This window comes from Renibacterium salmoninarum ATCC 33209 (genome assembly GCF_000018885.1).
GTDB lineage: Bacteria > Actinomycetota > Actinomycetes > Actinomycetales > Micrococcaceae > Renibacterium > Renibacterium salmoninarum.
In genome coordinates, this window is record NC_010168.1 from 1939852 (window position 1) to 1962358 (window position 22507).

Here is a 22507-nt window from a genome sequence, read left to right on the forward strand (position 1 = left end):
ACGACCCTATATCGCCAGTACCTATACAGCGCTCAATGTCCTTGTAGCCAATTATTTCCAGGAACGCGTCCCCGAGCTCTTTGCCAATGATCGACCAAACGTCGCCTTCGGCGACAACTTTCCTGGCGTCCTGAAGCTCCTTCGATTCGTCAGGACTATCTGCAACGAATGCGTCAACAGTTTCAGTACTCGGGGGATTTAAGTCCGGCAGGTGGGTTTCCTAGACGAGTCAAATCCTCAAATTGGCGCTTTTGCGCAACTGCAGCCCAAGCCTCGGTCGAAGCGGCAGCGGCCGCGTCGGAGTCTTTGCCAGCTTGCACCGCAGAAGCTTCCGCCTGCTTCGCTGCTTCACTAGCGATTGCGGCAGACCTTCTTGCCGAGGCTGCCGAAACTTCCGCTTGAGTTGCTAAGCCAGCTGCCTCACGTGCATCAGAACGGGCCTGGCTCGCGGCGTCGTTAGCAAGTTTTGCAGATGCCGACGCGTCCTCAGCCGGCTTCTGCGCTTGCCTCGAATATTCAGCGGCTTGATCAGCATCAACTTTCGCAGCGTCGGCTGACCGACGCGCTTCATCCTTGAACCGGATCGCGTCATCCGAAGCTTGTTTCGCAAGCGCAGCCGATGCTGCAGCTTTTGCTGCGTTGGCCTTGGCGATTCCAGCATCATTGAGAGCCTTACTGATCAATCCATTGATCGCAGCATCGTGCGCAGCGGCCACCTGATCGCGCTTGATCGCTTCAAGTCGCCCAGTTGTCCAGAACGTCTTTAGCGCATAATCGGGCCCCAGATAGGCAATCTGAGCCGCCGCTTTAAGTTCCTTCGCTTCGGCCGGCCACGATCCGGCAAGCGCGAACGCCGCCTTACGTTGGTCTTTCCGCGCTGCGTCGAACTGTCCTTTCTCCAGAAATTCGCGAAGGGCCTGGCCTGTCCCCGCATTCAAAGCAGCCTGTGCACCCTTTTTGACCTCTTCGCCACCAGAACCGACCAGTCCGTAAACGGTCTTACGGTCGGCCGCTTCGCTGAGTTTCCAGCGATCAACCTGTAGGAATTCAGTAACATTTTCGGGTCCCGAATACATCGCGATCTGGGCCGCAAGCTGGGTCTCCAAAGAATTCTTGTTCTGGACATCAAAGTAGGGATAGATCTCATCCCATTGATCTTGCTCGCGCGCCGTCTTGAGACCTTTGACGATGAATTCCTTCATCGATTCTGGACCAGAGACAACCCCTCGCTCCGCAGCAGCCTTCTGCCACGGTCCGCCGGTTTCGACAACGCCGACTACCGCTGCCTTTACTTCCTGGATCTGCGCATTCAGATCGGCGCCCGGCGTCGTCAGCTTGCCAAGAAGGTCCGAGGTCGTCGCTGCAGCCGCCTGTGCCACCGCTGCGGCGTCATCTCGAGCCTTCTGTTTCGTGTCAGCCATTTGCTTGTCCTCGGCGGCCTGTTCCATTTTGTATTTAGTTTCAGCAGCTAACCGATCTATGTCTGCTTTGCGGGCCTGATCTCGGACAGCTTGAGCCTTCTTTGCTGCATCCGAAGATGCTTCGGCCGCATCTTTAGCGGCCTCGGCGTAACCTTTAGCTCGATCAGCGGCCCTAGCAGAGTTATTCGCCTGCCGAGCCGCTTCATCAGCATTGTCCGCGGCGTTATTGGCGTGCTTCGCCGAATTAAGCGCGGCAGTTTGTGCCTCAGTAGCAGCATCAGCAGTCTGCTGCGCCAACGAATTCACTTGCCCAGCGGCAAGCTCCGCTCGATCAGCCGCAGCCCTAGCTCGATTTGAGGCCGCTCGCGCAATTCCTGCTTCGTAGCCAGCGACGCCCGATTGACCAGCGGCGTCTGCAGCAGACGCCGCTGCATCTGCCGAATTTCGACTTGCACTTAGCGCAGCAAACGAAGCATCCAGCGAAGCCTTCGTTGACTCAGCAGCCTTACCCGCGGCAGCGGCTGCCGCCGCAGCGCCCTGCGCATTGGACGCTGCTTGCTCAGCTCGGGCCGCGGCGGCAGCGTTGGCGGCTTGCGACAATGCCTGCCGAGCCTCTTGCGCTGCATTAATTGCAACCTGGGCTGCGCGTGCGGCTTGATCGGCCAAAGAAGCCGCACGCATTGCAGCAGCACCTGCTTTGACTGCGGAATCCTTCGCCGCTGCGGCTTCGCTGGCTGCCCGCTGCGCTGCTTCCTTAGCGAGTTTTGAGGCAAAGACGGCCTGCTCCGTTGCAGCTATAGCCTTTTTATTGAAATCAATGGCCTGGTCGCTAGCACTCTTAGCTTGATTAGCCAGCTGGCTGACTGTTGCGGTCTCAGCGTCTTGGGCTGCAGCTACATATTGGCCGTATCGCAAGAAGTCGTCGAAGGCTTCTAAGTGTATTTACCTGAATAACTTCGCCGGCAACCTTCTTCACCGTTGGCGAAGAATAAAAGAGCTTGTAGATCTCTTTACGCTTATCAACAGTCTCAGCAGCAGTTTTTCCGGTCGCAACAAACTCTTGTATGGCGGCATCACCAGCGGCAATTGCATTCTTAGCTGCCGTTTTGACGCTTGGGGTGCCGTCCTCGACTGCGGAAAAAGCGTCTTTACGATCGTCAATGAGCCATGCTGCTTTCCAACCATCGACGACAAATTTTTGGAGTACCTGCCAGCTGCCATCTGCTAGCGCCGCCTCGGCAGCTTTTCTAGTATTAGCCCGTGCAACAAGCGATATTTGAATAGCAGTTGTACGGTAATCCTGCTTTAGTGCATCGTACTGTCCGGAGTCAATGAACTCTTTGAGTTGTACATCGTCGCCAAGCAAGGCGGCTCTTGCTGATAGCTTCGTAACCGCCCCACCCTGTTGCCAGAGTTTAAGGACACCCTGCTTGTCGGCAGCGGGGCTGATGGCTGAGTTAGATCCCAAGCCAACCGAGTTATCAGCCAGAGCCTGCTGAGGCGAACTCCACGCCGGTAAGACGCCCGCCACCAAGGCAACCGCCAGAAGTGCACCGACTGCAATCCGACACAGATTCACAAATGACACGAAGAAGCGTCGACGACTCACGAAGAGTCCTCCATCTATCGAGATTTGGAAACGCGATGCCTCCCTGTGCGCGGCCTTAACAAGAAAACACAAATAAATCGAATGGGCAAGACGGCTCACGAAGAATTCATGACTAGATAAGTGTGATCAATTCGATATCGGAATTGTCGATTTCTACTGTTACGCTGTGAGGTGGACAAACTGTTCGGCTGTCCGCCCAAAATCAATTCCAATTCCTTGATGACCTATGTCAAGAACTGATCGCCAATGCCCAAACCAGGGGGAACTCTTGATCAAAACAACTAGATACAGGCGAAGATCGCATCTCGTCATCGCAACAGCATCAGCGGTTTGCCTTACCGCAGCAGCAGTGCCGGTGGCGCAGGCTGCTAATCAAATAGCTACAGACGAAGGCCCTGGGTACACCGTAGAGCCCTTTGGAATTCCGTTGGAAGCCGGATATACCGTTGAAAACGGTGTTCATCCGGGCGCAGAAATGATCGCTGCGAAAACGAAAATTCTACTCAAAGAAGGCGACGGCAACATTATGTATGCCGAGTGCACTGGCGCCAAAGATCAAATTCGAATCGACGGCAGCACCTTCGAACACGTTTGTTTCCAGCCCACAGGCCCAGCCGGTTGGCTAAAAATGGAAATCCCCGATTCCTTCGGTGTAGCCACCAGAACATATGATCTCTCAGTCACATCCACCGATCAGGGAAAAACTGACACTAAAGATTTGTACGCGAAAGACGGTGGCGGACCCATTTTCAACCGAAGCACCGACAGCAACGTAACCGTGGTCGAAATTCGGATCAAGGGCACTTCTTGAACAACCGCGTTTACGCCACTCTCCTTCTTCCAGAAAGTACTGAAAAAATGTTCAAACGACGGGCATCCAAACTCGTCGCCAGCGCCGCCATCGCCACTTTTACGATCACCGGCCTGAGCGTCACCCCAGCCTCAGCCATCAGCAAAGGCTCCGAGATCCCAAATCGCGCAAAATGCCAACGTCGTCAAAGTAGTCACCGGATACGGCAGCTGCACGGGCACTCTCGTTGACGCGCAATGGATCGCAACCGCAGCATCCTGCTTTAGTCAAAACCCAGCCAACTACAGCGCACTAACGGAAAGCGCACCGGGTCTGAATGCTAGGGCAATGTTCGGCTCCAACACCAATGTTCAGACGGCGGTCGCGATCACATGGATCAAGCCTTTCAAGGGTCTTGACGACAAAGCTGACGATCCTCGCGATCTAGTCCTTGCAAAACTCGCCACCCCTGCCTTCAACACCAGCCCTATGAAACTAGCCACCACCGCACCCGCCACCGGAGCGCAACTGAACTTCATCGGCTGGGGTCGCACCGCCACCGAATGGATGCCTAAAACCGCTAAGAACGGCACCTTCAAGGTCTCCTCCATCGACGCCAAAGAAATCACAATCCTCGGCACACCCACGCCCCCGAGCTCAGAGAGTCCAAGCCTCTGCCTGGGCGACTCCGGAGCCCCCGGCATCCGCACCACACCCAACGGCCAAGAACTCACCGCGCTGAACTCCCGCTCCTGGCAAAAAACTGCCTCGGATCCCGACAAACCAAAGACGGCGCCTACGCAACCCGCCTCGACGACATCACCCCCTGGATCCAAGACACCATCAACAACGGCAAAAAGCTAGCCGGCATCGAAAACCATCAAATCGTTCGCATCAACCCGGCGAGCGACAAGGATCTCTGTGTAACTTATTTCGCACCGGAGCCAAGGACCGCCGACCATACCGCATATAAAGAAAAATGCGATAAGAGCTACAAAGCCAACTCACAACGTTTCGAGCTCATCGAACGTGGGCTAGCTACCTACCTGATCAAAGACTGGAACGGACGACAGTGCCTCACCAACACCAACGGAAAATTCGTCGTTCAGGCCGTGTGTGATGAGAACTCAAACGCTCAAAAGTGGGAATTCGTCCCGGGCGCAAACGACAGTCGCTATATCAAGAATGTGGCCAATGGGAAAGTACTAGACCTTGAAGGCAACAATCTCATTCAGACCGATCTAAACACTGAATCAACCAACCAACGCTGGGCTGTCACCAAAGAAAGCAAGGCACTTTACAACCTGTCGGCACTCGGTAGCTATGTCTCTGTCCAGACCACGGCTCCCGGAACTCCGCAATCTATCCGACACACCAATGGCGTCGGGCAAGTCGCGTTGATCACCACCAATTCCCCCGAACTCGATCGCAAAAGTTCGACCTGGAAAATAGTGCCCGGTTTGTACGACAAAACTTGTATTAGCTTCCAATCACTTAATTTCCCACAGCAGTACCTATCGGCTCGTGACGTTAATGTAGCTACTCGTGGTACCGACGCTTCAGTAGGTGGACTCCTACCAGGAGAAGGGACTTTCTGCCCGCGAGTTGGATCTACACCTGACACGATGAGCTTCGACTGGTCCGGCAATCAGGGATACGCTCTGCAGAACGTTGGCGGAGTGCTAAAGATTGGCTACCGCCAGTCTGATAATGGCGACTTCGAGCGGGATACCGCATGGAAGTTCGGCCAGGCTTGGGCTTCACCGACCCCGTAGTAACTGCACCTGGATAACCCACTGTGGGGCTCGGCAATCGCCGAGCCCCACAGTGGGTCTGAGAAACAAATACCCCTCGGGAACAACCACACAGTAGACTCGGTTTAACACTTTTAGTTACAAGTCATTAACCGATACTGAAGGATTCCAGCATGAGCAACCCCGATGATGTGGTCATTCTCGGCGGAGCACGCACTCCGCTCGGCAAGCTACAAGGTGCCTTGGCCAGTTTCCAGGCCGTAGACCTCGGTGGCTTCGCGATCAAAGGCGCTTTGGAAAAGGCAAACGTCAAAGCTGAAGACGTCGACGCCGTCATCATGGGACACGTCGTCCAGGCTGGTTGCGGCCAGAACCCAGCGCGGCAGTCCGCTATCAAAGCTGGCATCGGCTGGAACAGACCTACCGTAACCATCAACAAAGTCTGCCTCTCCGGCTTGGCTGCAGTAACAGATGCGGCTCGTTTGCTGCGCAGCGGCGAAGCCTCCATCGTGGTCGCCGGCGGCCAGGAATCCATGACCAACGCCCCGCACATTCTGCCCGGCTCGCGCAGCGGCTGGAATTACGGCAACTTCACCGCCATCGACTCCGTTGCGCACGACGGCCTGACGGACGCTTTTGACGGCGAGTCGATGGGTGCCTCAACCGAGCGGAAGAACACCGAACTCAGCCTCGGCCGCACCGAACAAGACGAAGTAGCCGCCGCCTCACACCAGCGTGCCGCGAAAGCTCAAGAATCAGGGATTTTTGACGACGAAATCGTGCCGGTCAGCCTACCCCAGCGCAAAGGCGATCCCCTTCTAGTCAGCCAAGATGAAGGCGTCCGCGCCAACACCACAGTTGAAACGCTCAGTGGACTACGTGCAGCTTTCGCCAAAGACGGCACCATCACGGCAGGCAACTCGTCGCCGCTGTCCGACGGCGCCGCCGCCTTGGTGCTGACAACCCGTGCCAAGGCCGAGGAGCTAGGCCTGAAGTGGATCGCCGTCGTCGGTAAGCCAGGACAGGTTGCCGGACCGGACACCTCTTTGCACTCCCAGCCGTCTAATGCGATCAAACAAGCCCTGGGCCGCGCTGGCTGGACCGCCCAAGACTTAGATTTCATTGAGATCAATGAAGCTTTCGGCTCGGTCGCGGTCCAGTCCCTCAAGGACTTGGATTACCCGCTGGAAAAGACCAACATTCACGGTGGCGCAATCGCCGTTGGCCACCCAATCGGTGCATCCGGTGCCCGCTTGGCGTTGCACGCAGCGCTTGAGCTCAACCGACGCGGCGGCGGCAAAGCCGCAGTGTCGCTCTGCGGCGGCGGCGGTCAAGGCGAAGCGCTCTTACTCTACACCGATTGATAAGCTCCGGTACATGAGTACCGAACGCTTTCTGGTCGCCCCGCACGCCAAAGGGCTCGACGTCGAAATCATTGAACGTGCCGCAGCGGGCAGTCTCGAGGAGGCTGCCCGCCTACTCGGCATCCAGCCTGCGGATATCGTCAAATCACTCGTAGTGAAACACAAGGATGGGACATTTCTCTTCGCGCTCATTCCCGGCGACCGGCAAATCTCGTGGCCCAAGCTGCGTGAATTGATCGGCGTCAATAAACTCTCGATGCCGTCAGCTGAGGTGGCATTAGCCGCAACTGGCTATGAGCGTGGCACCATCACACCGATCGGCGCCGAGGGCGATTGGCCCGTCTATGCGGACGCTTCGATCCGTGGAAAACGAATTTCGATGGGTGCCGGCGCGCACGGCTACAGCGCTTTTCTGGATGCTGACGCCCTAACCACGGCATATAACGCCAGGGTTGCTGATATCAGCGAAGCGCTCTAAAGCGTTAGCGTTACTCCAGCTGCCGTGCAGGCGCTGCTCGTTTGAAGCACCGAATCAGAGACCGCTGTCTCTTTTGTCTTTGGGCACCGACCCACCATTGGCATCTGCCCGAGCAAACGCCAAGTCAGAAAGCTTAGTCAAAGGCGCAGACACGTTCTCCGGGGATCGACCAGCAATATCGATCATCTTTGCCCCTAACAGCAGCCAATTCTTATTAGCCGCATCCTTCACGCCATCGCGGTAATCCACGAAGCCGTCATTGAATGCCTGACAAGCTGCCTTGGCATCCAACGCCACCGGGGTACCAGCGGGAGTTCCCGTGGTAGGAACTCCCGCTGACTGCTCGGCCACATCAGAAGGAGCTGTGGACTGCGCTCATGAAGATTCACCGCTGGCAGAATTGGGAGCCGTCGTTTGACCAGAGCATGCGCCCAGTGCGAGCACCAAACCAAAACCGAGCAACGCAATACGAGGCAAACGAGACACAATCAACTCCACTTTGAGACGACAATTCATCTACGCTATCAAACCAACTCTGGATATTCCCTGGCGTTTCCCAACAAACTTCAGTGACTTAGGCCCTGCGGAACCGCAAAGTCACAATCTGGAACGGCCGCAGCTGCAACTCCAACTCACCAGATTCGCCAACTGAATCGCCCCGGTGTGTCCGGAGACTTTCTTGTTTGAGAGGATCAGGACATGGCAGGGAAAACTACGACACGGTATCCGCAGGAGTTGAAGGATCGTGCGGTGCGCATGGTGGCGGAGATGGAGGGTGCATCTTCGGAGTGGGCGGCGATGCAAAAAGTTGCCCAGCTTTTGGGTGTGGGTGTGCCGGAAACGGTGCGTAAATGGGTCCGGCAAGCCGAGATCGATGTTGGTACTAGAACTGGAACAACGAGCACGGAATCGGCCGAGCTGAAACGGTTACGGCGTGAGAACACTGAGCTGAAACGGGCGAACGCGATCCTTCGGAGTGCTTCAGCTTTTTTCGCGGTCGAACTCGACCGCCACAACACTGATCGTGAAATACATCAAGGACCATGCCGGTCACCGCGAGAATAATGGATTGCGGTGGGGTGTCGAGTCGATCTGCCAGGTGCTTACTGGGACGGGGTGAAGACCACCCCGTCCACGTACTACGAATGGGTGGATAAAACACGATCTCACCGAGAACAACGTGATGAGGTGCTCAAGCCCGTGATCCAGAAGGTGTATGCCGCTAATTACGGGGTGCACGGCACCAGGAAAGTCTGGTTGGCGATGAACCGTGAAGGTGTGCCGGTGGCCAGGTGCACGGTAGAACGGCTCATGGGGTTACTTGGCATACAGGGTGCGGTCCGTGGCAAGGTCAAACGCACCACGATCAAAGACTCGAAGGCAGCCCGAGCGAAGGACTTGGTCCGCCGTGATTTCACACCAACGGCACCGGATCGGCTATGGGTAGCTGATTTCACCTATGTTTCGACCTGGTCCGGGTGGGTCTATGTTGCCTTCGTGATCGATGCTTACTCTCGGAGGATCCTGGGCTGGTCAGCGAGTGCTTCTATGAACACCGTGCTAGTGCTCAACGCAGTTAATCAGGCAATCTGGAGTCGTGAACGGGCCGGGGCTGAGATTTCCGGGGTGATTCATCATCACGATGCCGGGGCTCAATACGCCTCCTTGGCCTTCACCGAACGCCTGGCCCAGGCCGGTATCCGCCCCTCGATCGGTTCTGTGGGTGATAGTTACGACAACGTCTTGGCGGAAACCATCAACGGGCTTTATAAGACCGAGCTGATCAAACCCGGCAAGCCCTGGCGGACTCTAGAAGAAGTCGAAATCGGCACTGCTGAATGGGTCGATTGGTACAACCACCGAAGGCTCTACCAGTACTGCGGAGACATCCCACCAGTAGAGCTAGAAAACCACTACTACAATCACTACCAGAGCACGGCAGCCGCCGACAGGCTCATCGTCTGAGAAACCCTCCGGACACACCGGGGCGATTCAGTGCCGCTTTAGCAGAGACCTTGCCTTTGATCGAGATCGTGCGACTAGCGCCGACGGCAAGATTACCAACGGCGCAACTGACCGTCTGCCCCGTTACGGTGCAGGCACTGCCCGCATCCACTTGGCCAGAGCCACCAGTAATGCTTGCGGGCAAGACGTCGCGCGTGGTCACACCAGTGGCTGGCCGCGGCCCGTTGTTCTTGACGGTCAGTCGGTATTCGATCGGCTGACCGTCAAGGGATATTGCGTGACCTGCTCTTTGGTAATTTGCAGATCTGCTGCTGAGGCCACCGGCGTAGTGACTGTGTTGGAGTAAGAGGTTTTGGCCGCGTTGTTATCCAGCGGATCTTGATAGGAAACCGATGCGGTATTTCGTACCGTGCTTGCCGCTGAATCAGCGTTGGCAGTAACTCGGAAAGTGATAGTCGCTTTCGCGCCGGGGGCTAATATGCCACCCGCACTGGCTGTCGCAGCGTTACCCAGGCGCACGGTGACTTGATCTTGGCTGGCGTTATATTCGCCGCGATCATCGCCAGCAGCATCGGTTAAGTTTCCGATTCCGGTACCCGCGGTGATTTTGAGCGATCCCGGAACATAAGTTGTTCCAGTGGGGATTTGATCGGTCAAGACGCTCAAGGGGGCGTCCGAACCACCCGAGTTAGTAACGTCCACCTTGTACTCAAGGGTGTCACCGACTCGCACCGGTGAGTTGCCGCTGATATTTATCACAGACTTATCCGCGGTTAGACACGGAGAGTTACCAAATTTGATGTCGTCAAGGAGATTTCCTGCGCTGGGGCTGCCACCAGAAGTAGAGACTTGAGTCAAAGAGGAATCGCGTGGTGGTTTGACCAGCCGGAACAGTATAGAACCCGCTGTATGTCCCCCAAGCAGTGTTGCCATCCGTAATGTTGGGACCCTGTTGCGTCTGCACCGTGGTGCTGCCAGCTCGGACTCGCATGGTATCCGTGCCATAACGACCGCGGTGTTGAAGTGACCATTTAACGACTTGACCCGGCGTCGTCGCCACGTCTTGATAGAGCGATGCCACGACATTGGCGTTCAACTCCGCAAGCTGGTTTCCGTCCGGTGCGTTAACTCCTTGCGCGCCCTTGCCCCATATTTCGATTTTTCCGTCGGCGGCGGTGGTCTTCCATCCGGGCACATTGGCCTGGTCGAAAAGCACGACGGCGTTGTTAGCTACAGTTGGTTGCTAAAAGCTGCCATTGGTGAGCGTGACCTGTGCAGGGTAAGTGGTCTGGGTCGGATCGGTTACGGCATAATCTTCAACTTCGCCATCGGCCGCCGCGCCAGTTGGGTTGGCGACGTCGTCGGCATCACTCGCGATTCGAAAGCGCGCAACCAGGTCAGTTCCCGCACCGGTAACTGCCGGCAGGTTGGTCCAGTTGAGCGTTGCGACGCCGTTCTGACAGGTGGCGGTGGCAGATTCGTTGGCGTCAAAAACACCGTTTTTGTTGGTGTCCAGCCAAGCCTTCACCGTGCTGCCGGGACCGGTGCATAGAACTTGGACGGAGTAATTTTTCTGTCCGGGAGTGTACAGCGGAAAGCTGTTGGCACCATTGGCTAACAGCTGGGTGACACCTTCATCTGCGGTGCCAGTGGAATCATCCGCGCTCAGCGTGGCGCCAGTTCCGGCTTCTGAGTCCGGGGCAACCCGGCCAAGGTAAACCCCGGCAGATTCGGTGAGCGCTGGCGGATTGAGAAGGCTTTGTGCCGATCCGCTAGCCGTCTGCGGCACCAAATGCTGGGCCACTCCGTAGCTTGCCGGCGCATCTCCGTAGTCGAATGGCAGCATCAGGCCGAACGCGGCGGCTTGCCGCCCGCCACCTTCAATGCGAGTGCTCACCTGAGTGGTGTCACTGAACACGAACGGCGTAGAGGCTGTTCCTTCAGTGTTAGTCAACCGCAGTTGTTTTCCGGACAAGGTTCCGGCCCACATCGTCGAGCCCTTGCGGTAATCCTGGAAATCTACCCAGTCAGTTCCAGTGGTGTTGTACTGCAGAGCCTCAGAAGGGCTGGCGGTTGCTTCACCGTCAGTTGCCACCACGCGCGGAGTAATGGTGCGGCCGTTAATGGTCAGTAAAAAGTTAAAGGTGGCCGCTACTTTGGCTCCGTCAATGTCATTAGCGATCGCGACGTTTCCAGCGGGCGCGTAGGCTTGGCCAGCCGGGCTGCCAACATAAGAACTCAAGCTCTGCACGCGCAAATCCGTCGAGCCGGAGATGCTGCTCTTGGCGGACATCGTGACGGTAGCGCTGACTCCTGGTGCTGGCGAGAAAGTCTTCGACCCGCCAACAGTATTGACCGGGAATCCGGTCATATCGAACCAATAGATCCGCGGTTGATACGGCCCAGAACCAGCGGTCGCATAGTCGGCGTTGGCCGGCGCGATGCCGCCGACGAAACCTACCACCATTCCCGAAGCAACGAGAGCGAGCGATGCTGTGGCAGCCAAGGTGCCATGTAGGGCGCTCTTTGCCATCTTGAGCGCTTGCCGTCGTCGTTGCGAGACACCTTTGAAGTGCCGGCCGGTCCGAACGTGTGCGTTGCGAATCATTGTGTCCCCAAATGGCTCGACCACCGGCCAGCCAAATCTCGTCGTTCCCGCGGAAGAGACAGCGGTCAATCAGCCCTGCTGATGACCGCCGTACACCGAGGAAAATTATCTGTGATTCATTATGCTACCGGGACGTACACCAGGCTGATACCCACATCGTGGTCACATCTTGGTCTAAACTTCGCGGTCTTTGGCGGCAGCAGCCTCGACCACTTCATTCAAATCGTCCTGGCTCAATGTTTCTTTACGAAGGTGTTTGGTGCGGTATCCGGCCCGACCAACCATATGCGCGGAGACCGGAACCGTGAGGAGCTGGAAAATCCAGGCGACCAACAAGATAGGCAGCACGGACCAGCTGCGAAGTTGCAGCGCCATCGCAGCAAGAAGCAAGAAAAGCCCTAGAACCTGCGGTTTTGTCGCCGCATGCATCCGGCTCATCAAGTCGGGAAAGCGCAGTAGACCAATCGCAGCAGCCAAGGAAAGCAATGCACCCAGAATCAAAAAGATCGCGGTGAGCAGGTCGATGAAGCCGTCAAATGCGGTTTGAGTCGCAATCATTGCGGCCTCCTATCGGCTACGTATCTAGCCACCGTGACTGAACCGATGAACCCAATAACAGTGAGTCCAACTAATAGCGGCAAATTGTTCAGATGGTGGTTAACCGCCATATCCGTGGCCAAAGCGGCGGAAAAGATCGCTAACAACACATCGGCGGCAAGAACCCGGTCGAGAAGTGATGGGCCGACGGCGATGCGGTAGATAGCGCCCAGCGCGGCCAGGCTCAAAATCACCCCGACCACAATCAAGACCAAGGTCATAAGCGGCATTCCGAAGACGCTCATCCTGGCATCACCGCCGTCGTCCGCTCCGCGTTCAAGGCGGCGAGCTCGGTTTTACTGCCCATAATCCGAATCAGCCAAGCTTCGGTGGCCCGAACGTCTTCGCGGACTTTGCGGACGTCTTCTTCGTTGCGCACGTTGAGCGCGTGCAGGTACAACGTCGACGTCGAACGGTCTACCTCGATGACCAAAGAACCAGGAATAAGCGAGATGACGTGCCCAGTGGCGGTGACCATGAGATCAGAATGGCTGCGTAATGGCACCGCCACTACCGCATTGGTGATCTTGGGACCCCGTGCCAGCAGCAAGTAATTTACCTGCGCGCTGGCGAGCGCGATTCGCCAGAGGAAAACAAAGGCGTAGCCCACGAAATTAATCACATTGAACCGGCCACTCAGCTCAACTGGCGGCAGATAGAAGATTCGCGTCACGATCAGCGCGATGATTGCACCGAAAATGAGATTCCCGGGACTGAAATCCCGCCACAGCGCACCCCACACTAAGACCAGCCAAATCAGCAGGGGTAATTCCTGCTTGAGCGAGATCCGCTTTTTCGTCATGGTTTACCGCCTTGGTTCACCAGTTCTGGTCTGCTCGCATCAAGTGCTTTGACGCCTTCATCGCCTAGCACCGCGTGCACATACGAATGCCGGTCCAACATTTCTCGGGCAGCATTATCAGACAGCTCCACCAGCGGGCCGGCAAAAATCGTGAGCAATAATCCAACGCCGACCAGGCCCGCAGTGGGTCCGACCATCATCTTCGGCAGCGCAAGTGATTTGCGTTGCGCTTTGAGCGCGCTTTGCGTTTTGATCTGGCCGGGCTCCGCGTCGGTACCAGCCAAAAGCACCGGCTCCGGATTTTCTGCCTCTTCTGGACTGCGCCAAAATGCTCGATTCCAAACGCGGGCGATGGCTAGGAGAGTCAGCAATGAAACCGCGACGCTGCCACCCACAAGAACCCAAGCAAGCGGAGTGCCCAAGGCAGATCCGGCCTGTAGCAGGCCCAATTTGCCCAAGAAACCGGAGAAAGGAGGAATGCCAGCAAGGTTCATTGCCGGAATAAAGAACAACACGCCCAGTATTGGCGAGAGTTTAGCTAACCCGCCTAAGCGATCAATCGAGGTGGTGCCACCGCGCCGCTCTATAAGACCCGTGACCAGGAAGAGGCTCGTTTGAATCGTAATGTGGTGCACTACGTAATAGACCGCAGCTCCCAGGCCCAGTTTGGACGATATTGATAGGCCAAACACCATGTAGCCAATATGGCTAACCAAAGTAAAGGAGAGCAGACGTTTAATATCCGTCTGCGCAATCGCACCTAATATCCCGACCACCATGGTCAGAAGAGCCACCACCATTAAGAAGTCATTGAGCGTGTCTCCCGGGAATAATAAGGTCTCAGTTCGGACCATCGCATAAACGCCGACCTTGGTCAGCAATCCAGCGAACACCGCGGTAACCGGGGCAGGGGCGGTTGGGTAAGAGTCTGGTAGCCAAAAACTTAGCGGGAACACCGCAGCTTTGATGCCGAAAGCGATCAAGAGCATTAGGTGCAGCATGGTCTGCGTGCCCTGGTCTAGGTTGGCTAGTTTGACGGCAAGGTCGGCCATATTGATGGCCCCGGTTGCACCATAGATCATCGCAATGGCAATCAGGAACAGCAGCGACGAAACCACGCTGACCACTACATACGTGACCCCTGCCCGGACCCTTGGCCCGGTCCCACCTAAGGTCATCAGGACATAGCTCGCGGTGAGCAAAATCTCGAATCCCACGTAGAGGTTGAAAAGATCGCCGGAAAGAAAAGCATTGGAGACGCCGGCCATCAAAATCAAGTAGGTCGGGTGGAAGATCGACACCGGGCCTTCTGCATCGCCGTCGGCCGCGCCCTGACCCGTAGCGTAAATCAAGACGGCCAGGCCAACTACTGAAGAGACCACCAACATCAGCGAAGAGAACTGGTCTACCACCAGGACCACTCCCCACGGTGGCAACCAACCGCCCAAATTGACCGCTACCGTGCCACCATTCCAAACTTGCGCTAACAAGCTAAGTTCTAACAGCAGGGTTATGGTCAGCACGCCAATGCTTACGGCTTGTTGTGCTTTGGGGTGCCGAATCAGTAAAAAGGCTACGGCCGCGCCGAGAAACGGCAAGATAATTGCCAGCGGCGTAAGCGATGCGAGTGTGAGGTTCATGGTTTCTTCCCCCACTTATTTGATTTGCTCGATTGTTTGCTGATCGGGACGTCGAATTCAGTGGTCTCCAGCGGGATTTCCACATCCTCTTCAGCGTCGAAGCTGGGCTGGTTTGCCACCTTCCGGTCTTCGTCGTCGTCCTGAACTTCATCCCGGCGGGCCAGCACCCACGTCCGGTAGATGATGCCGAGCATAAACGCGGTAATCGCGAAAGAAATCACAATCGAAGTCAAGATCAGCGCCTGCGGCAGCGGATCGTTGTAGCTTTCGGCTGGCACTGATTTGCCAAAAAGCGGCGCGAGGCCGGCATACCCGCCAGTTGTCAGCAGCAGCAGATTGGTGCCGTTGGCCAGCAACATCAATCCCATCAGCACTCGGGTCAAACTACGTTCAAGTAACAAATAAATTCCGACGGCGTAAAGCACGCCCATCACTAAAAGCAAGGTCAGGTTGACGGTCATTCGGCCACCACCATGTCGTCACGACGTTCTTCTTCTCGCTCATCGATCTCAGCACCCAAACTGCGCAAAACATCGAGCACTAGGCCAACCACAATCAAGTAGACGCCAATATCGAACACTGTTGAGGTAACAAATTTAATATCGCCAAAGATCGGTAGCGAGAAGCTCCAAATTGCGGTTTGGAAGACCTGCCCGCCAAAGAACAACGGCGCAATTCCGGAAAGCGCTGCAGTGCCCAACCCGGTGCCCAGTAAAGCCCCAGCACTAATCGGCGTAGCCTCGGCCAGTTCTGCTCTGCCGCCGGCCAAATAACGCAACGTCAAAGCGAGGCCGGCCATCAAACCACCAGCAAAGCCGCCACCGGGGAAGTTGTGTCCGGCGAGCAGCAAATACACCGAGAAGATAATCATCGAGTGGAAAAGCAACCGGGTGATCACTTCGAAGATGATTGATCGCCGTTCTGGCGCAAGGGTTCGGCCAGCTACCAGCCAAGCGTCCCGGCCAACCGTGGCGAACTTGCGGGCTAACCGCAGCGCCGCGACGTCACGCGCGCCATCTGTCGAGCCGTGATGCCTGCGGCCAATGCTGCCAGTTTCCAGCGTGACCGCTCTAGGCAGCGCGTCTCCGCGATTGCGCACAAAGATCAAGCTGGCAACGCCAGTCGCGGCAATGGCCAATACCGAAATTTCGCCGAAAGTGTCCCAAGCACGCAAATCCACCAGCGTCACGTTGACGATGTTGAGCCCACCGCCGATGTCATAGGCAAGTTTGGGGAACTCTAGCGATATCGGCGCATCCACGCGCGCACCAAGCGCGATGAGTGCCACCACAACCATCGTGGCACCAAAGGCAATACCAATGAGCATCCGAATAAAACGGTGCGAACCCCTGGTCCGGTCTCGCAGCTCCGGGGGCAAGGAACGCATAGCCAAAACAAAAGCAACCAAAATGATTGATTCAACAAACATCTGCGTCAGCGCCAAATCGGGCGCACCCTGGAACGCGAAGATCAAGGCAATGCCATACCCGGTAACCGAGACCATTAACACGGCAAGGAAGCGCTTATTTGCCCTTGCCGCCGCGACCGCACCAATAATGATGACGACGGCGGCAACCAGCTGCGCAGGCGAGCCGGGGTCGAAGAAATACACTTCGGGGAACGGTCTGCCGCTCATCAGAACTGCAACGATATTCACACCGACCGTGGCCGAAAGGATCACGGCAAGGTAGAAGAACAAGGAACCACGCTGAGTGCGTCCAGTTACCCAGATTGCGACGTCGTCGATCGCGCCGATGATGTTTCGGTAACCCTTTTCGGCATCAATAAGCGGGTAAATCTTGTCTTGTGCCCGTTCGATCCGCTCACGGAAAACGAAAAGCAGCGCGCCAACGCTCAGGGTCAGTACGCTCAGCCAAAGTGCAAGATTGAAGCCGGAAAACAAGCTGAGATAAGGGTCCTTTTCACCGGAAGTCAAAAATTTATTGCTGTACGGTTCAATCCAACTCTGCACCGGGACAAACCAAATTCCCGCCACAACGGTGAGCACGGCAAGAATTGCTGGCGCCGCAAGAAACTCGGTAGAGACTTTGCCAAATGCGGTGGCCATTCCCTTGGATTTCCGTGCGAATCCGCCCCACCAGAACCTTGCGCTGTAAGCGACGGTGAGCATTGAACCAATGACTGCGCCGGCTACCACCCAAGGATTCTCAAAGTTGATCAAGGCCTGGTAAACCGCTTCTTTCGCCACGAAGCCAGCCATCAGCGGCACTCCGGCCATCGAAGCAGCACCAATTGCGGCAATCACGCCGAGCACCCGTGACGCCCGGAAGACGCCAGAAAGCTTCCTAATATCTCGAGTTCCGGTCTGATGATCGATGATGCCAACCACCAAGAATAGGGTTGCCTTAAACAGTCCGTGCGCGAGCAAAAGCGCCATACCAGCAAGTGCCCCAGCGGGTGTGCCAAGGCCGACCACAAGCGTCAGGAACCCCAACTGGCTCACGGTTCCATAGGCCAAAATCAACTTCAAATCGTTCTGGCGCAACGCTCGCCAGCCGCCCACCAGCATGGTGCCCAAGCCCAACACGATCACGGTTGGTTGCCAGAACGGGGTGTGCGCAAAAGCCGGCGCCAGCATCGCGATCAGGAAGATGCCGGCCTTAACCATGGCCGCAGCATGCAGATAAGCGCTAACGGGTGTTGGCGCTGCCATTGCGCCAGGTAGCCAGAAGTGGAATGGGATCAATGCGGATTTACTGACCGCACCGATCAAAATCAAGAACACGCCGATGTCTACCAACGTTCCGGTGGGTACGTGGTTCAGAATTTCGGAGATCTGATACGTTCCGGCCGCTTGGCCCAGCATGATGATGCCGACCAGCATGGTCAGGCCGCCAAAGGTGGTCACCATAAGCGCCTGAAGCGCAGCTCGCCGCGCGGCGATTCTGGTTCTCGAGTAACCGATCAGCAGGTAGGACAAAACCGTAGTCAGTTCCCAAAAGATGAAGAGCAAGATCAGATCGTCGGCAGCAACCAAGCCAAACATGACCCCAGCAAACGCTAGGAGCTGCGCACCGAACCCGGCGCCGTGCGCCCGGAAGGCGCCGTCGTCAGTTTTGAAATATCTTGCACAATAGGCCAGTACCAAAGCGCCAACGCCAAGGATTAACAGCGAAAGCAACCAAGCGAGGTCGTCCAACTGGAAAGAGATATTGAGGCCGAAATCCGAGATCCAGGAGAAACTCTCCATGGGCGGTTTGCCATCTTCGATCGCATCGTATTGCGCAAGGAGCCAAATAAATGAGCCAGCGGGTACCGCGGCCAGCACGTAGAACGCGTTGCGTCCCAACCAACGGAAGAAAAATGGCGCTATCAACGCCACCACAAAGTGGGCGGTGAGGATAGTTAGCACGATCGGCTCCGTCTGCTGGATTCGGTCGGGTTTGGTTATTCAGTCTATCAATTTTCATCCGCATATTTTCCTCTCGCCTCGGTTTTGCATTGGCTGGTAGCATTCACGGTATGACCGGACTCACAATGCCCACCGGAGTTGACTCACCCGCCCCCAGCACTAAGCGACAGATTGTTGCTTGGGCTGCCTGGGATTGGGGTTCGGCCGCCTTCAACGCGGTGATGACCACCTTCATCTTCACCGCGTTTTATCTCACCACCGATATTTTTGGCGGTGCAGATCACGCCTCGCAGGTGCTCGGACTGGCATTGGGCGTGGCCGGAATTCTGATGGCGCTGCTCGCGCCAGTCGCGGGCCAACGAACCGACCACAGCGGCCGACGTCGGCTCTGGTTGGGCATCAATACGCTGATTGTGGTGCTACTGACCGCGAGCTGCTTCTTTGTGTTGCCAGACCCAGCGTATTTGCTACTCGGCTGTGCTCTTTTAGCTGCCGGACACGTATTTTCTGAGCTAGCCTCGGTCAATTACAACGCGATGCTGTTACAGATTTCGACGCCGAAGACGATAGGCAAGATTTCCGGCATCGGCTGGGCATCGGGCTACTTAGGCGGCATCGTGCTCTTGGTGGCGTTGTACTTTGGCGTACTTTCGCCCGGGGTGGACTTTTTCGGTTTGGATGAAAACACCAAATACCGAGCGGTAGCTTTGATTTCCGCAGCCTGGATTGCGGTTTTCTCAATTCCGGTCCTTTTGGCGGTGCCGGAAAATCCGCGTGATTCGGTTGCACCCAAAGTTGGCTTTTTTGCTTCCTAAATATGCAGCTGTTTCGGACCATTGCTCGGCTCTGGCGAGGTGAACGGCACACACTCTACTTTTTGATTTCCAGCGCAATATTCCGCGACGGGCTGGCAGCCATTTTCACCTTCGGTGCGGTGATCGCCGTCGGAACTTTCGGTTTCGCCAAAGGAGACGTGTTGATCTTCGCGATCGCGGGCAATGTCGTGGCCGCAATCGGCGCGTTTTCGGCCGGCTATTTCGATGACAAGCTCGGACCCAAAACGGTGATTGTGATTTCGCTGGTTGGCCTGCTGGTCTCCGGCGTGGTGCTGTTCTTTAGCTCCGGAAAGACGATTTTCTGGATATTTGGCCTGTTACTTTGCCTGTTTTTGGGGCCCGCCCAGTCCTCGGCACGGACCTTCGTGGGGCGCCTCGCGCCGGCTGCTGTACGGGCTGTACGCAACGACGGGTCGAGCGGCGTCGTTCATCGCGCCCATGCTGTTCGCAGCCTTCATAGCCTGGTTCGGCACACAGCGCTGGGGAATTTTGGGCATCATGATCGTGCTCCTCGCCGGTCTAGCACTGTTGCTCCCGGTCAAATCCCCCACCCGAACCTAACCCCTCCCCGTCTCCCCTCCCACCTCCCGTCGAGTGTCGACGGTAGGTGGGAGGGGTGTTAGGCAGATCTTTTCCAGCCACGCTCGAGCAGCAAGCGCCGAATCATTTGCGCCACTCCGGGATATCCCCGATCTCGGGTCATCTCGCGAGTCACCTTTATCGTGATCCATCCTGCACGGGCCGTTTCTAAATCGCGACGAGCATCTCTAGCCTGCTGTTCGACGCTTAGGTGATGGCCGCCGTCGTACTGGATGGAGATTCGATACTGGCGATACGCCAAATCGGGCCAAGCGATTTCAGTGCCGCTTGAATCAAAAATAACCAGTCCCATCTCCGGTTCAGGTGTCCCGGAATCGACCAGAGCCAGCCGCAAATACGTTTCTGGTGGCGAGTCCGCACCCACCCGGATTGCGTCGAGGGCCAGGCGCGCCAATCTGATGCTGCGCGCACCCTTGTGATTTTCAATGATTTGGGCAAGATCCGACGTCGAACAAAGCGCAGTTCTCGCCGGACCGAAACTCCGCTGATACTGACAGACCATGGCATCACCCATCGCCACTAGCTCTGCAAAACTCAAGAGCCCAGCGAGATCTAGCCAGGTTCGCGCCGGCGAAGTGACCGCTAGCCCATAAAGGTCGGTAATCTCAGACGCACGCAGCCGCAACCTATGTGCTCGCACGCCCGCCCGCAGAATGGAGCTACTGGGCGAAAGCTTTGCGACGTGGATTTGCCGCTCCGATTGAACCCACCCCGGAATTGGTAACTTCCAAAGCTTCGCCGCTGAGCCATGACAAAGGACAGCTCGCGGCGTCACCTTGAGAATAGGAGCAACGACCGACGCAAAATCCTGCTGCACACCCCACGGAACACGAATACCGCGGCTGGCAGTGAGCAAGTCCTTACGCCTGGTTCTCGCTCTGCTAACACCCAGTTCCGCCGCTTCCGAAGTGGAAAATGACCTCTCTCGAATTTCCGCCGGCAATTGTTCAGGAGAATTCATTTCTCCATCGTGGAAGAAAAATCAGTCCGCCATGACGTTATCCACAGGGTAGAACTCCCCATCCTGCGCCGAGTGTCGACTTGTGGCTGGTTTTGACGCCGAAAACCAGCCACAAGTCGACACTCGGCGGGGGAAGGCGGAGAGGGCGGGGGGGGTTAGATTTCGGTGCGGTGGAAGTTTTGGTGGCTTCGCGACGCCGTTGGGCCGCGCTGGCCTTGGTATCGATTTCCGTATGCTCCCGAACCGTAGGGGTGCTCAGCGGGCGAGGAAAGTTGGAAGAAGCAGAGCTGACCAATTTTGGAACCGGGCCAAAGCTTGATCGGCAGCGTAGCCATATTAGAGAGCTCCAGCGTTACGTGCCCAGAGAATCCTGGGTCGATAAAACCAGCCGTCGAGTGCGTCAAAAGTCCCAACCGGCCCAGCGAGGACTTGCCTTCCAAGCGAGCAGCGACGTCGTCGGGCAAGGTTACGGCCTCATATGTGGAGCCCAGGACAAACTCACCAGGATGCAAAATAAAGGGCTCATCCGCAGCAACTTCGACCAGTCGAGTCAGCTCGGGCTGCTCCTCGGCCGGATCAATGTGCGCATATTTGTGGTTGTCGAAAAGCCGGAACAGCTTGTCGATCCGCACGTCCACGCTTGACGGTTGCACCATAGACGGCTCGAAGGGATCCAGCACAATGCGGCCAGAGTCGATTTGGGTTCGGATGTCGCGGTCGGAGATCAGCACCCTAATAAAATAGCCTACTTATCCCCGGTCATCCTCAGCGTCCGCAGCGCCTTGGCTAATCTCGGTGCGCACCGCGAACAGTTCTGGGAAGAAAGTCAGCTCCAGGGCGCGCTGCAAGAAGCCGACGCCGGAGGATCCACCAGTACCGGTCTTCATCCCGATCGTGCGCAGAACCGTCTTCATATGCCGGAACCGCCAGAGCTGAAAGTTATCCTCCAAGTCCACCAGCTCTTCGCAAGCTTCGTACAGATCCCAATACTTTTCGGTATTTTCATAGATCTTTCGGTAGAGCTGCACCAAATCTTCAGAAAACACGTGCGCCTCGGAAACATCCCGATCCAATAGCGCTGCCGGCACATCGAATCCGCGACGCGCAAGCAGCCGGATGAATTCGTCATAAATACTGGTCTCGCCTAGCAAACCGCTAAGTAACTGCTCTGCGGCCGGATCGGCCTTGAAGACTTTGATCATGCCAGCGTTCTTGTTGCCCAATAAGAACTCGACGGCGCGGTATTGATAGGAATGGAAGCCCGAGGATGCGCCCAAATCACCGCGGAATTGTGTGTACTCAGTGGGCGTCAGAGTGGCCAATACGCTCCACTGCTCGGTGAGCGAGCGCTGTATGTGCTTGATTCGGGCGATGCATTTCATCGCCATGCGCAGATCGTTCTGCTGCAAGGAGGATCTCACCGTTCGCAGCTCGTGCAAGACCAGTTTGAGCCACAGTTCGGAGGTTTGGTGCTGGATGATGAACAGCATCTCATCGTGGTGTTCGGGCGAACTCACCGGGTGCTGCGCAGAAAGCAGCTCGTCCAGCGCAAGGTAACCTCCGTAGCTCATTTTGTCCCGGAAATCGGTTTCAATACCCGTCTCAAGACTTCTGGTGTTCTTCTCTACGCTCACGCGTCAAGGTTACGCTGCCGGGCCCCTCCAAGCCCGCAGCGCCGCATCTCTTGACAGCTCGGATTCAAGGATCTA

The 22507-nt window shown here is 56.4% G+C and carries 22 protein-coding genes and 2 pseudogenes; 7 read left to right on the forward strand and 17 right to left on the reverse strand.

Annotated features, from left to right (window positions below):
- Positions 1-182 precede the first annotated feature (182 nt).
- Together RSAL33209_RS16310 and RSAL33209_RS09685 are read right to left on the reverse strand one after the other, a co-directional pair.
- The gene (locus tag RSAL33209_RS16310; RefSeq protein WP_049758959.1) at positions 183-2336 is read right to left on the reverse strand and encodes an ALF repeat-containing protein; all 2154 of its coding nucleotides are present in this window, start codon (positions 2334-2336) and stop codon (positions 183-185) included.
- Complete coding sequence (locus RSAL33209_RS09685) at positions 2296-3030, reverse strand: ALF repeat-containing protein (protein ID WP_158539308.1); 735 nt, start codon at positions 3028-3030, stop codon at positions 2296-2298. The genes RSAL33209_RS16310 and RSAL33209_RS09685 overlap by 41 nt, the downstream gene beginning before the upstream one ends.
- Before the next feature lie 268 nt (positions 3031-3298).
- Here RSAL33209_RS09685 and RSAL33209_RS16315 point away from each other — a divergent pair, with 268 nt between their 5' ends.
- The gene (locus RSAL33209_RS16315) at positions 3299-3841 is read left to right on the forward strand and encodes a hypothetical protein (protein ID WP_145962070.1); all 543 of its coding nucleotides are present in this window, start codon (positions 3299-3301) and stop codon (positions 3839-3841) included.
- 10 nt (positions 3842-3851) lie between these two features.
- Here the strand turns inward: RSAL33209_RS16315 and RSAL33209_RS19275 are convergent, their stop codons facing one another.
- Positions 3852-3980 (reverse strand): hypothetical protein, encoded by a 129-nt coding sequence (locus RSAL33209_RS19275; RefSeq protein ID WP_267895893.1) that lies wholly within the window; start codon positions 3978-3980, stop codon positions 3852-3854.
- A 23-nt stretch (positions 3981-4003) separates the two neighbouring features.
- On the opposite strand from RSAL33209_RS19275, the gene RSAL33209_RS09695 reads away from it, so the two are divergent.
- The 4 genes from RSAL33209_RS09695 (at position 4004) to RSAL33209_RS09710 (ending at position 7416) form a co-directional block, all read left to right on the forward strand.
- On the forward strand, positions 4004-4684 hold the full coding sequence (locus tag RSAL33209_RS09695) for a trypsin-like serine protease (protein ID WP_080503803.1): 681 nt from the start codon (positions 4004-4006) through the stop codon (positions 4682-4684).
- A 29-nt stretch (positions 4685-4713) separates the two neighbouring features.
- Positions 4714-5595, forward strand: a complete 882-nt coding sequence (locus RSAL33209_RS09700; protein WP_233496589.1) for an AbfB domain-containing protein — start codon at positions 4714-4716, stop codon at positions 5593-5595.
- Positions 5596-5747: 152 nt separating this feature from the next.
- Positions 5748-6938 (forward strand): acetyl-CoA C-acetyltransferase, encoded by a 1191-nt coding sequence (locus RSAL33209_RS09705; protein ID WP_012245594.1) that lies wholly within the window; start codon positions 5748-5750, stop codon positions 6936-6938.
- Positions 6939-6951: 13 nt separating this feature from the next.
- Positions 6952-7416, forward strand: coding sequence for an aminoacyl-tRNA deacylase (locus RSAL33209_RS09710; protein WP_012245595.1), 465 nt, complete (start codon positions 6952-6954; stop codon positions 7414-7416).
- Between the two features lie 54 nt (positions 7417-7470).
- On the opposite strand, the gene RSAL33209_RS09715 is transcribed toward RSAL33209_RS09710, so the two are convergent.
- Complete coding sequence (locus tag RSAL33209_RS09715; protein ID WP_012245596.1) at positions 7471-7767, reverse strand: hypothetical protein; 297 nt, start codon at positions 7765-7767, stop codon at positions 7471-7473.
- Between the two features lie 348 nt (positions 7768-8115).
- On the opposite strand from RSAL33209_RS09715, the pseudogene RSAL33209_RS17105 reads away from it, so the two are divergent.
- Positions 8116-9381 (forward strand): annotated as a pseudogene (locus tag RSAL33209_RS17105) (IS3 family transposase).
- On the opposite strand, the gene RSAL33209_RS17110 reads toward RSAL33209_RS17105, so the two are convergent.
- From RSAL33209_RS17110 to RSAL33209_RS09765, 10 genes are all read right to left on the reverse strand, one after another.
- Positions 9371-9655 carry a DUF11 domain-containing protein gene (locus RSAL33209_RS17110; protein WP_080503804.1) on the reverse strand — a complete coding sequence of 95 codons (285 nt, stop codon included), beginning with the start codon at positions 9653-9655 and terminating at the stop codon, positions 9371-9373. The pseudogene RSAL33209_RS17105 and the gene RSAL33209_RS17110 overlap by 11 nt on opposite strands.
- Complete coding sequence (locus RSAL33209_RS17795; protein ID WP_012245600.1) at positions 9619-10140, reverse strand: COG1361 family protein; 522 nt, start codon at positions 10138-10140, stop codon at positions 9619-9621. The genes RSAL33209_RS17110 and RSAL33209_RS17795 overlap by 37 nt, the downstream gene beginning before the upstream one ends.
- A gap of 46 nt (positions 10141-10186) precedes the next feature.
- Positions 10187-10597: a hypothetical protein gene (locus RSAL33209_RS17800; RefSeq protein ID WP_012245601.1), complete on the reverse strand. Its 411-nt coding sequence runs from the start codon at positions 10595-10597 to the stop codon at positions 10187-10189.
- A 27-nt stretch (positions 10598-10624) separates the two neighbouring features.
- Entirely contained in the window at positions 10625-11989 is a 1365-nt protein-coding gene (locus tag RSAL33209_RS09735) for a CshA/CshB family fibrillar adhesin-related protein (protein ID WP_041684648.1), read from the reverse strand.
- Between the two features lie 174 nt (positions 11990-12163).
- On the reverse strand, positions 12164-12547 hold the full coding sequence (mnhG, locus tag RSAL33209_RS09740; protein WP_012245603.1) for a monovalent cation/H(+) antiporter subunit G: 384 nt from the start codon (positions 12545-12547) through the stop codon (positions 12164-12166).
- On the reverse strand, positions 12544-12831 hold the full coding sequence (locus RSAL33209_RS09745; protein ID WP_012245604.1) for a monovalent cation/H+ antiporter complex subunit F: 288 nt from the start codon (positions 12829-12831) through the stop codon (positions 12544-12546). Before RSAL33209_RS09745 ends, mnhG begins: the two co-directional genes overlap by 4 nt.
- Positions 12828-13388, reverse strand: coding sequence for a Na+/H+ antiporter subunit E (locus RSAL33209_RS09750; protein ID WP_012245605.1), 561 nt, complete (start codon positions 13386-13388; stop codon positions 12828-12830). Before RSAL33209_RS09750 ends, RSAL33209_RS09745 begins: the two co-directional genes overlap by 4 nt.
- Complete coding sequence (locus tag RSAL33209_RS09755; RefSeq protein WP_041684650.1) at positions 13385-15028, reverse strand: Na+/H+ antiporter subunit D; 1644 nt, start codon at positions 15026-15028, stop codon at positions 13385-13387. Before RSAL33209_RS09755 ends, RSAL33209_RS09750 begins: the two co-directional genes overlap by 4 nt.
- Positions 15025-15489: a Na(+)/H(+) antiporter subunit C gene (locus RSAL33209_RS09760; RefSeq protein WP_012245607.1), complete on the reverse strand. Its 465-nt coding sequence runs from the start codon at positions 15487-15489 to the stop codon at positions 15025-15027. The genes RSAL33209_RS09755 and RSAL33209_RS09760 overlap by 4 nt, the downstream gene beginning before the upstream one ends.
- Positions 15486-18401 (reverse strand): Na+/H+ antiporter subunit A, encoded by a 2916-nt coding sequence (locus tag RSAL33209_RS09765; RefSeq protein ID WP_012245608.1) that lies wholly within the window; start codon positions 18399-18401, stop codon positions 15486-15488. The genes RSAL33209_RS09760 and RSAL33209_RS09765 overlap by 4 nt, the downstream gene beginning before the upstream one ends.
- Positions 18402-18511: 110 nt before the next feature.
- Between RSAL33209_RS09765 and RSAL33209_RS09770 the strand changes: the two are divergent.
- A pseudogene (locus RSAL33209_RS09770) lies at positions 18512-19798 on the forward strand (MFS transporter).
- A 58-nt stretch (positions 19799-19856) separates the two neighbouring features.
- Here RSAL33209_RS09770 and RSAL33209_RS09775 read toward each other — a convergent pair.
- The 3 genes from RSAL33209_RS09775 to kynA form a co-directional block, all read right to left on the reverse strand.
- Positions 19857-20693, reverse strand: a complete 837-nt coding sequence (locus RSAL33209_RS09775) for an endonuclease domain-containing protein (protein WP_145962071.1) — start codon at positions 20691-20693, stop codon at positions 19857-19859.
- A 260-nt stretch (positions 20694-20953) separates the two neighbouring features.
- Positions 20954-21529: a dCTP deaminase gene (dcd, locus tag RSAL33209_RS09780; RefSeq protein ID WP_012245612.1), complete on the reverse strand. Its 576-nt coding sequence runs from the start codon at positions 21527-21529 to the stop codon at positions 20954-20956.
- An 18-nt stretch (positions 21530-21547) separates the two neighbouring features.
- Entirely contained in the window at positions 21548-22432 is an 885-nt protein-coding gene (gene kynA / locus RSAL33209_RS09785; protein WP_012245613.1) for a tryptophan 2,3-dioxygenase, read from the reverse strand.
- Between the last annotated feature and the right edge of the window lie 75 nt (positions 22433-22507).

Coding starts and splice junctions, on each gene's coding strand:
- RSAL33209_RS19275 (WP_267895893.1), bottom strand. CDS start 3,980: ATGGCTGAGGCTGGGGTGACGCTCAGGCCGGTGATCGTAAAAGTGGCG.
- RSAL33209_RS09705 (WP_012245594.1), top strand. CDS start 5,748: ATGAGCAACCCCGATGATGTGGTCATTCTCGGCGGAGCACGCACTCCG.
- RSAL33209_RS09710 (WP_012245595.1), top strand. CDS start 6,952: ATGAGTACCGAACGCTTTCTGGTCGCCCCGCACGCCAAAGGGCTCGAC.
- RSAL33209_RS09735 (WP_041684648.1), bottom strand. CDS start 11,989: ATGATTCGCAACGCACACGTTCGGACCGGCCGGCACTTCAAAGGTGTC.
- mnhG (WP_012245603.1), bottom strand. CDS start 12,547: ATGATTGCGACTCAAACCGCATTTGACGGCTTCATCGACCTGCTCACC.
- RSAL33209_RS09745 (WP_012245604.1), bottom strand. CDS start 12,831: ATGAGCGTCTTCGGAATGCCGCTTATGACCTTGGTCTTGATTGTGGTC.
- RSAL33209_RS09750 (WP_012245605.1), bottom strand. CDS start 13,388: ATGACGAAAAAGCGGATCTCGCTCAAGCAGGAATTACCCCTGCTGATT.
- RSAL33209_RS09755 (WP_041684650.1), bottom strand. CDS start 15,028: ATGAACCTCACACTCGCATCGCTTACGCCGCTGGCAATTATCTTGCCG.
- RSAL33209_RS09760 (WP_012245607.1), bottom strand. CDS start 15,489: ATGACCGTCAACCTGACCTTGCTTTTAGTGATGGGCGTGCTTTACGCC.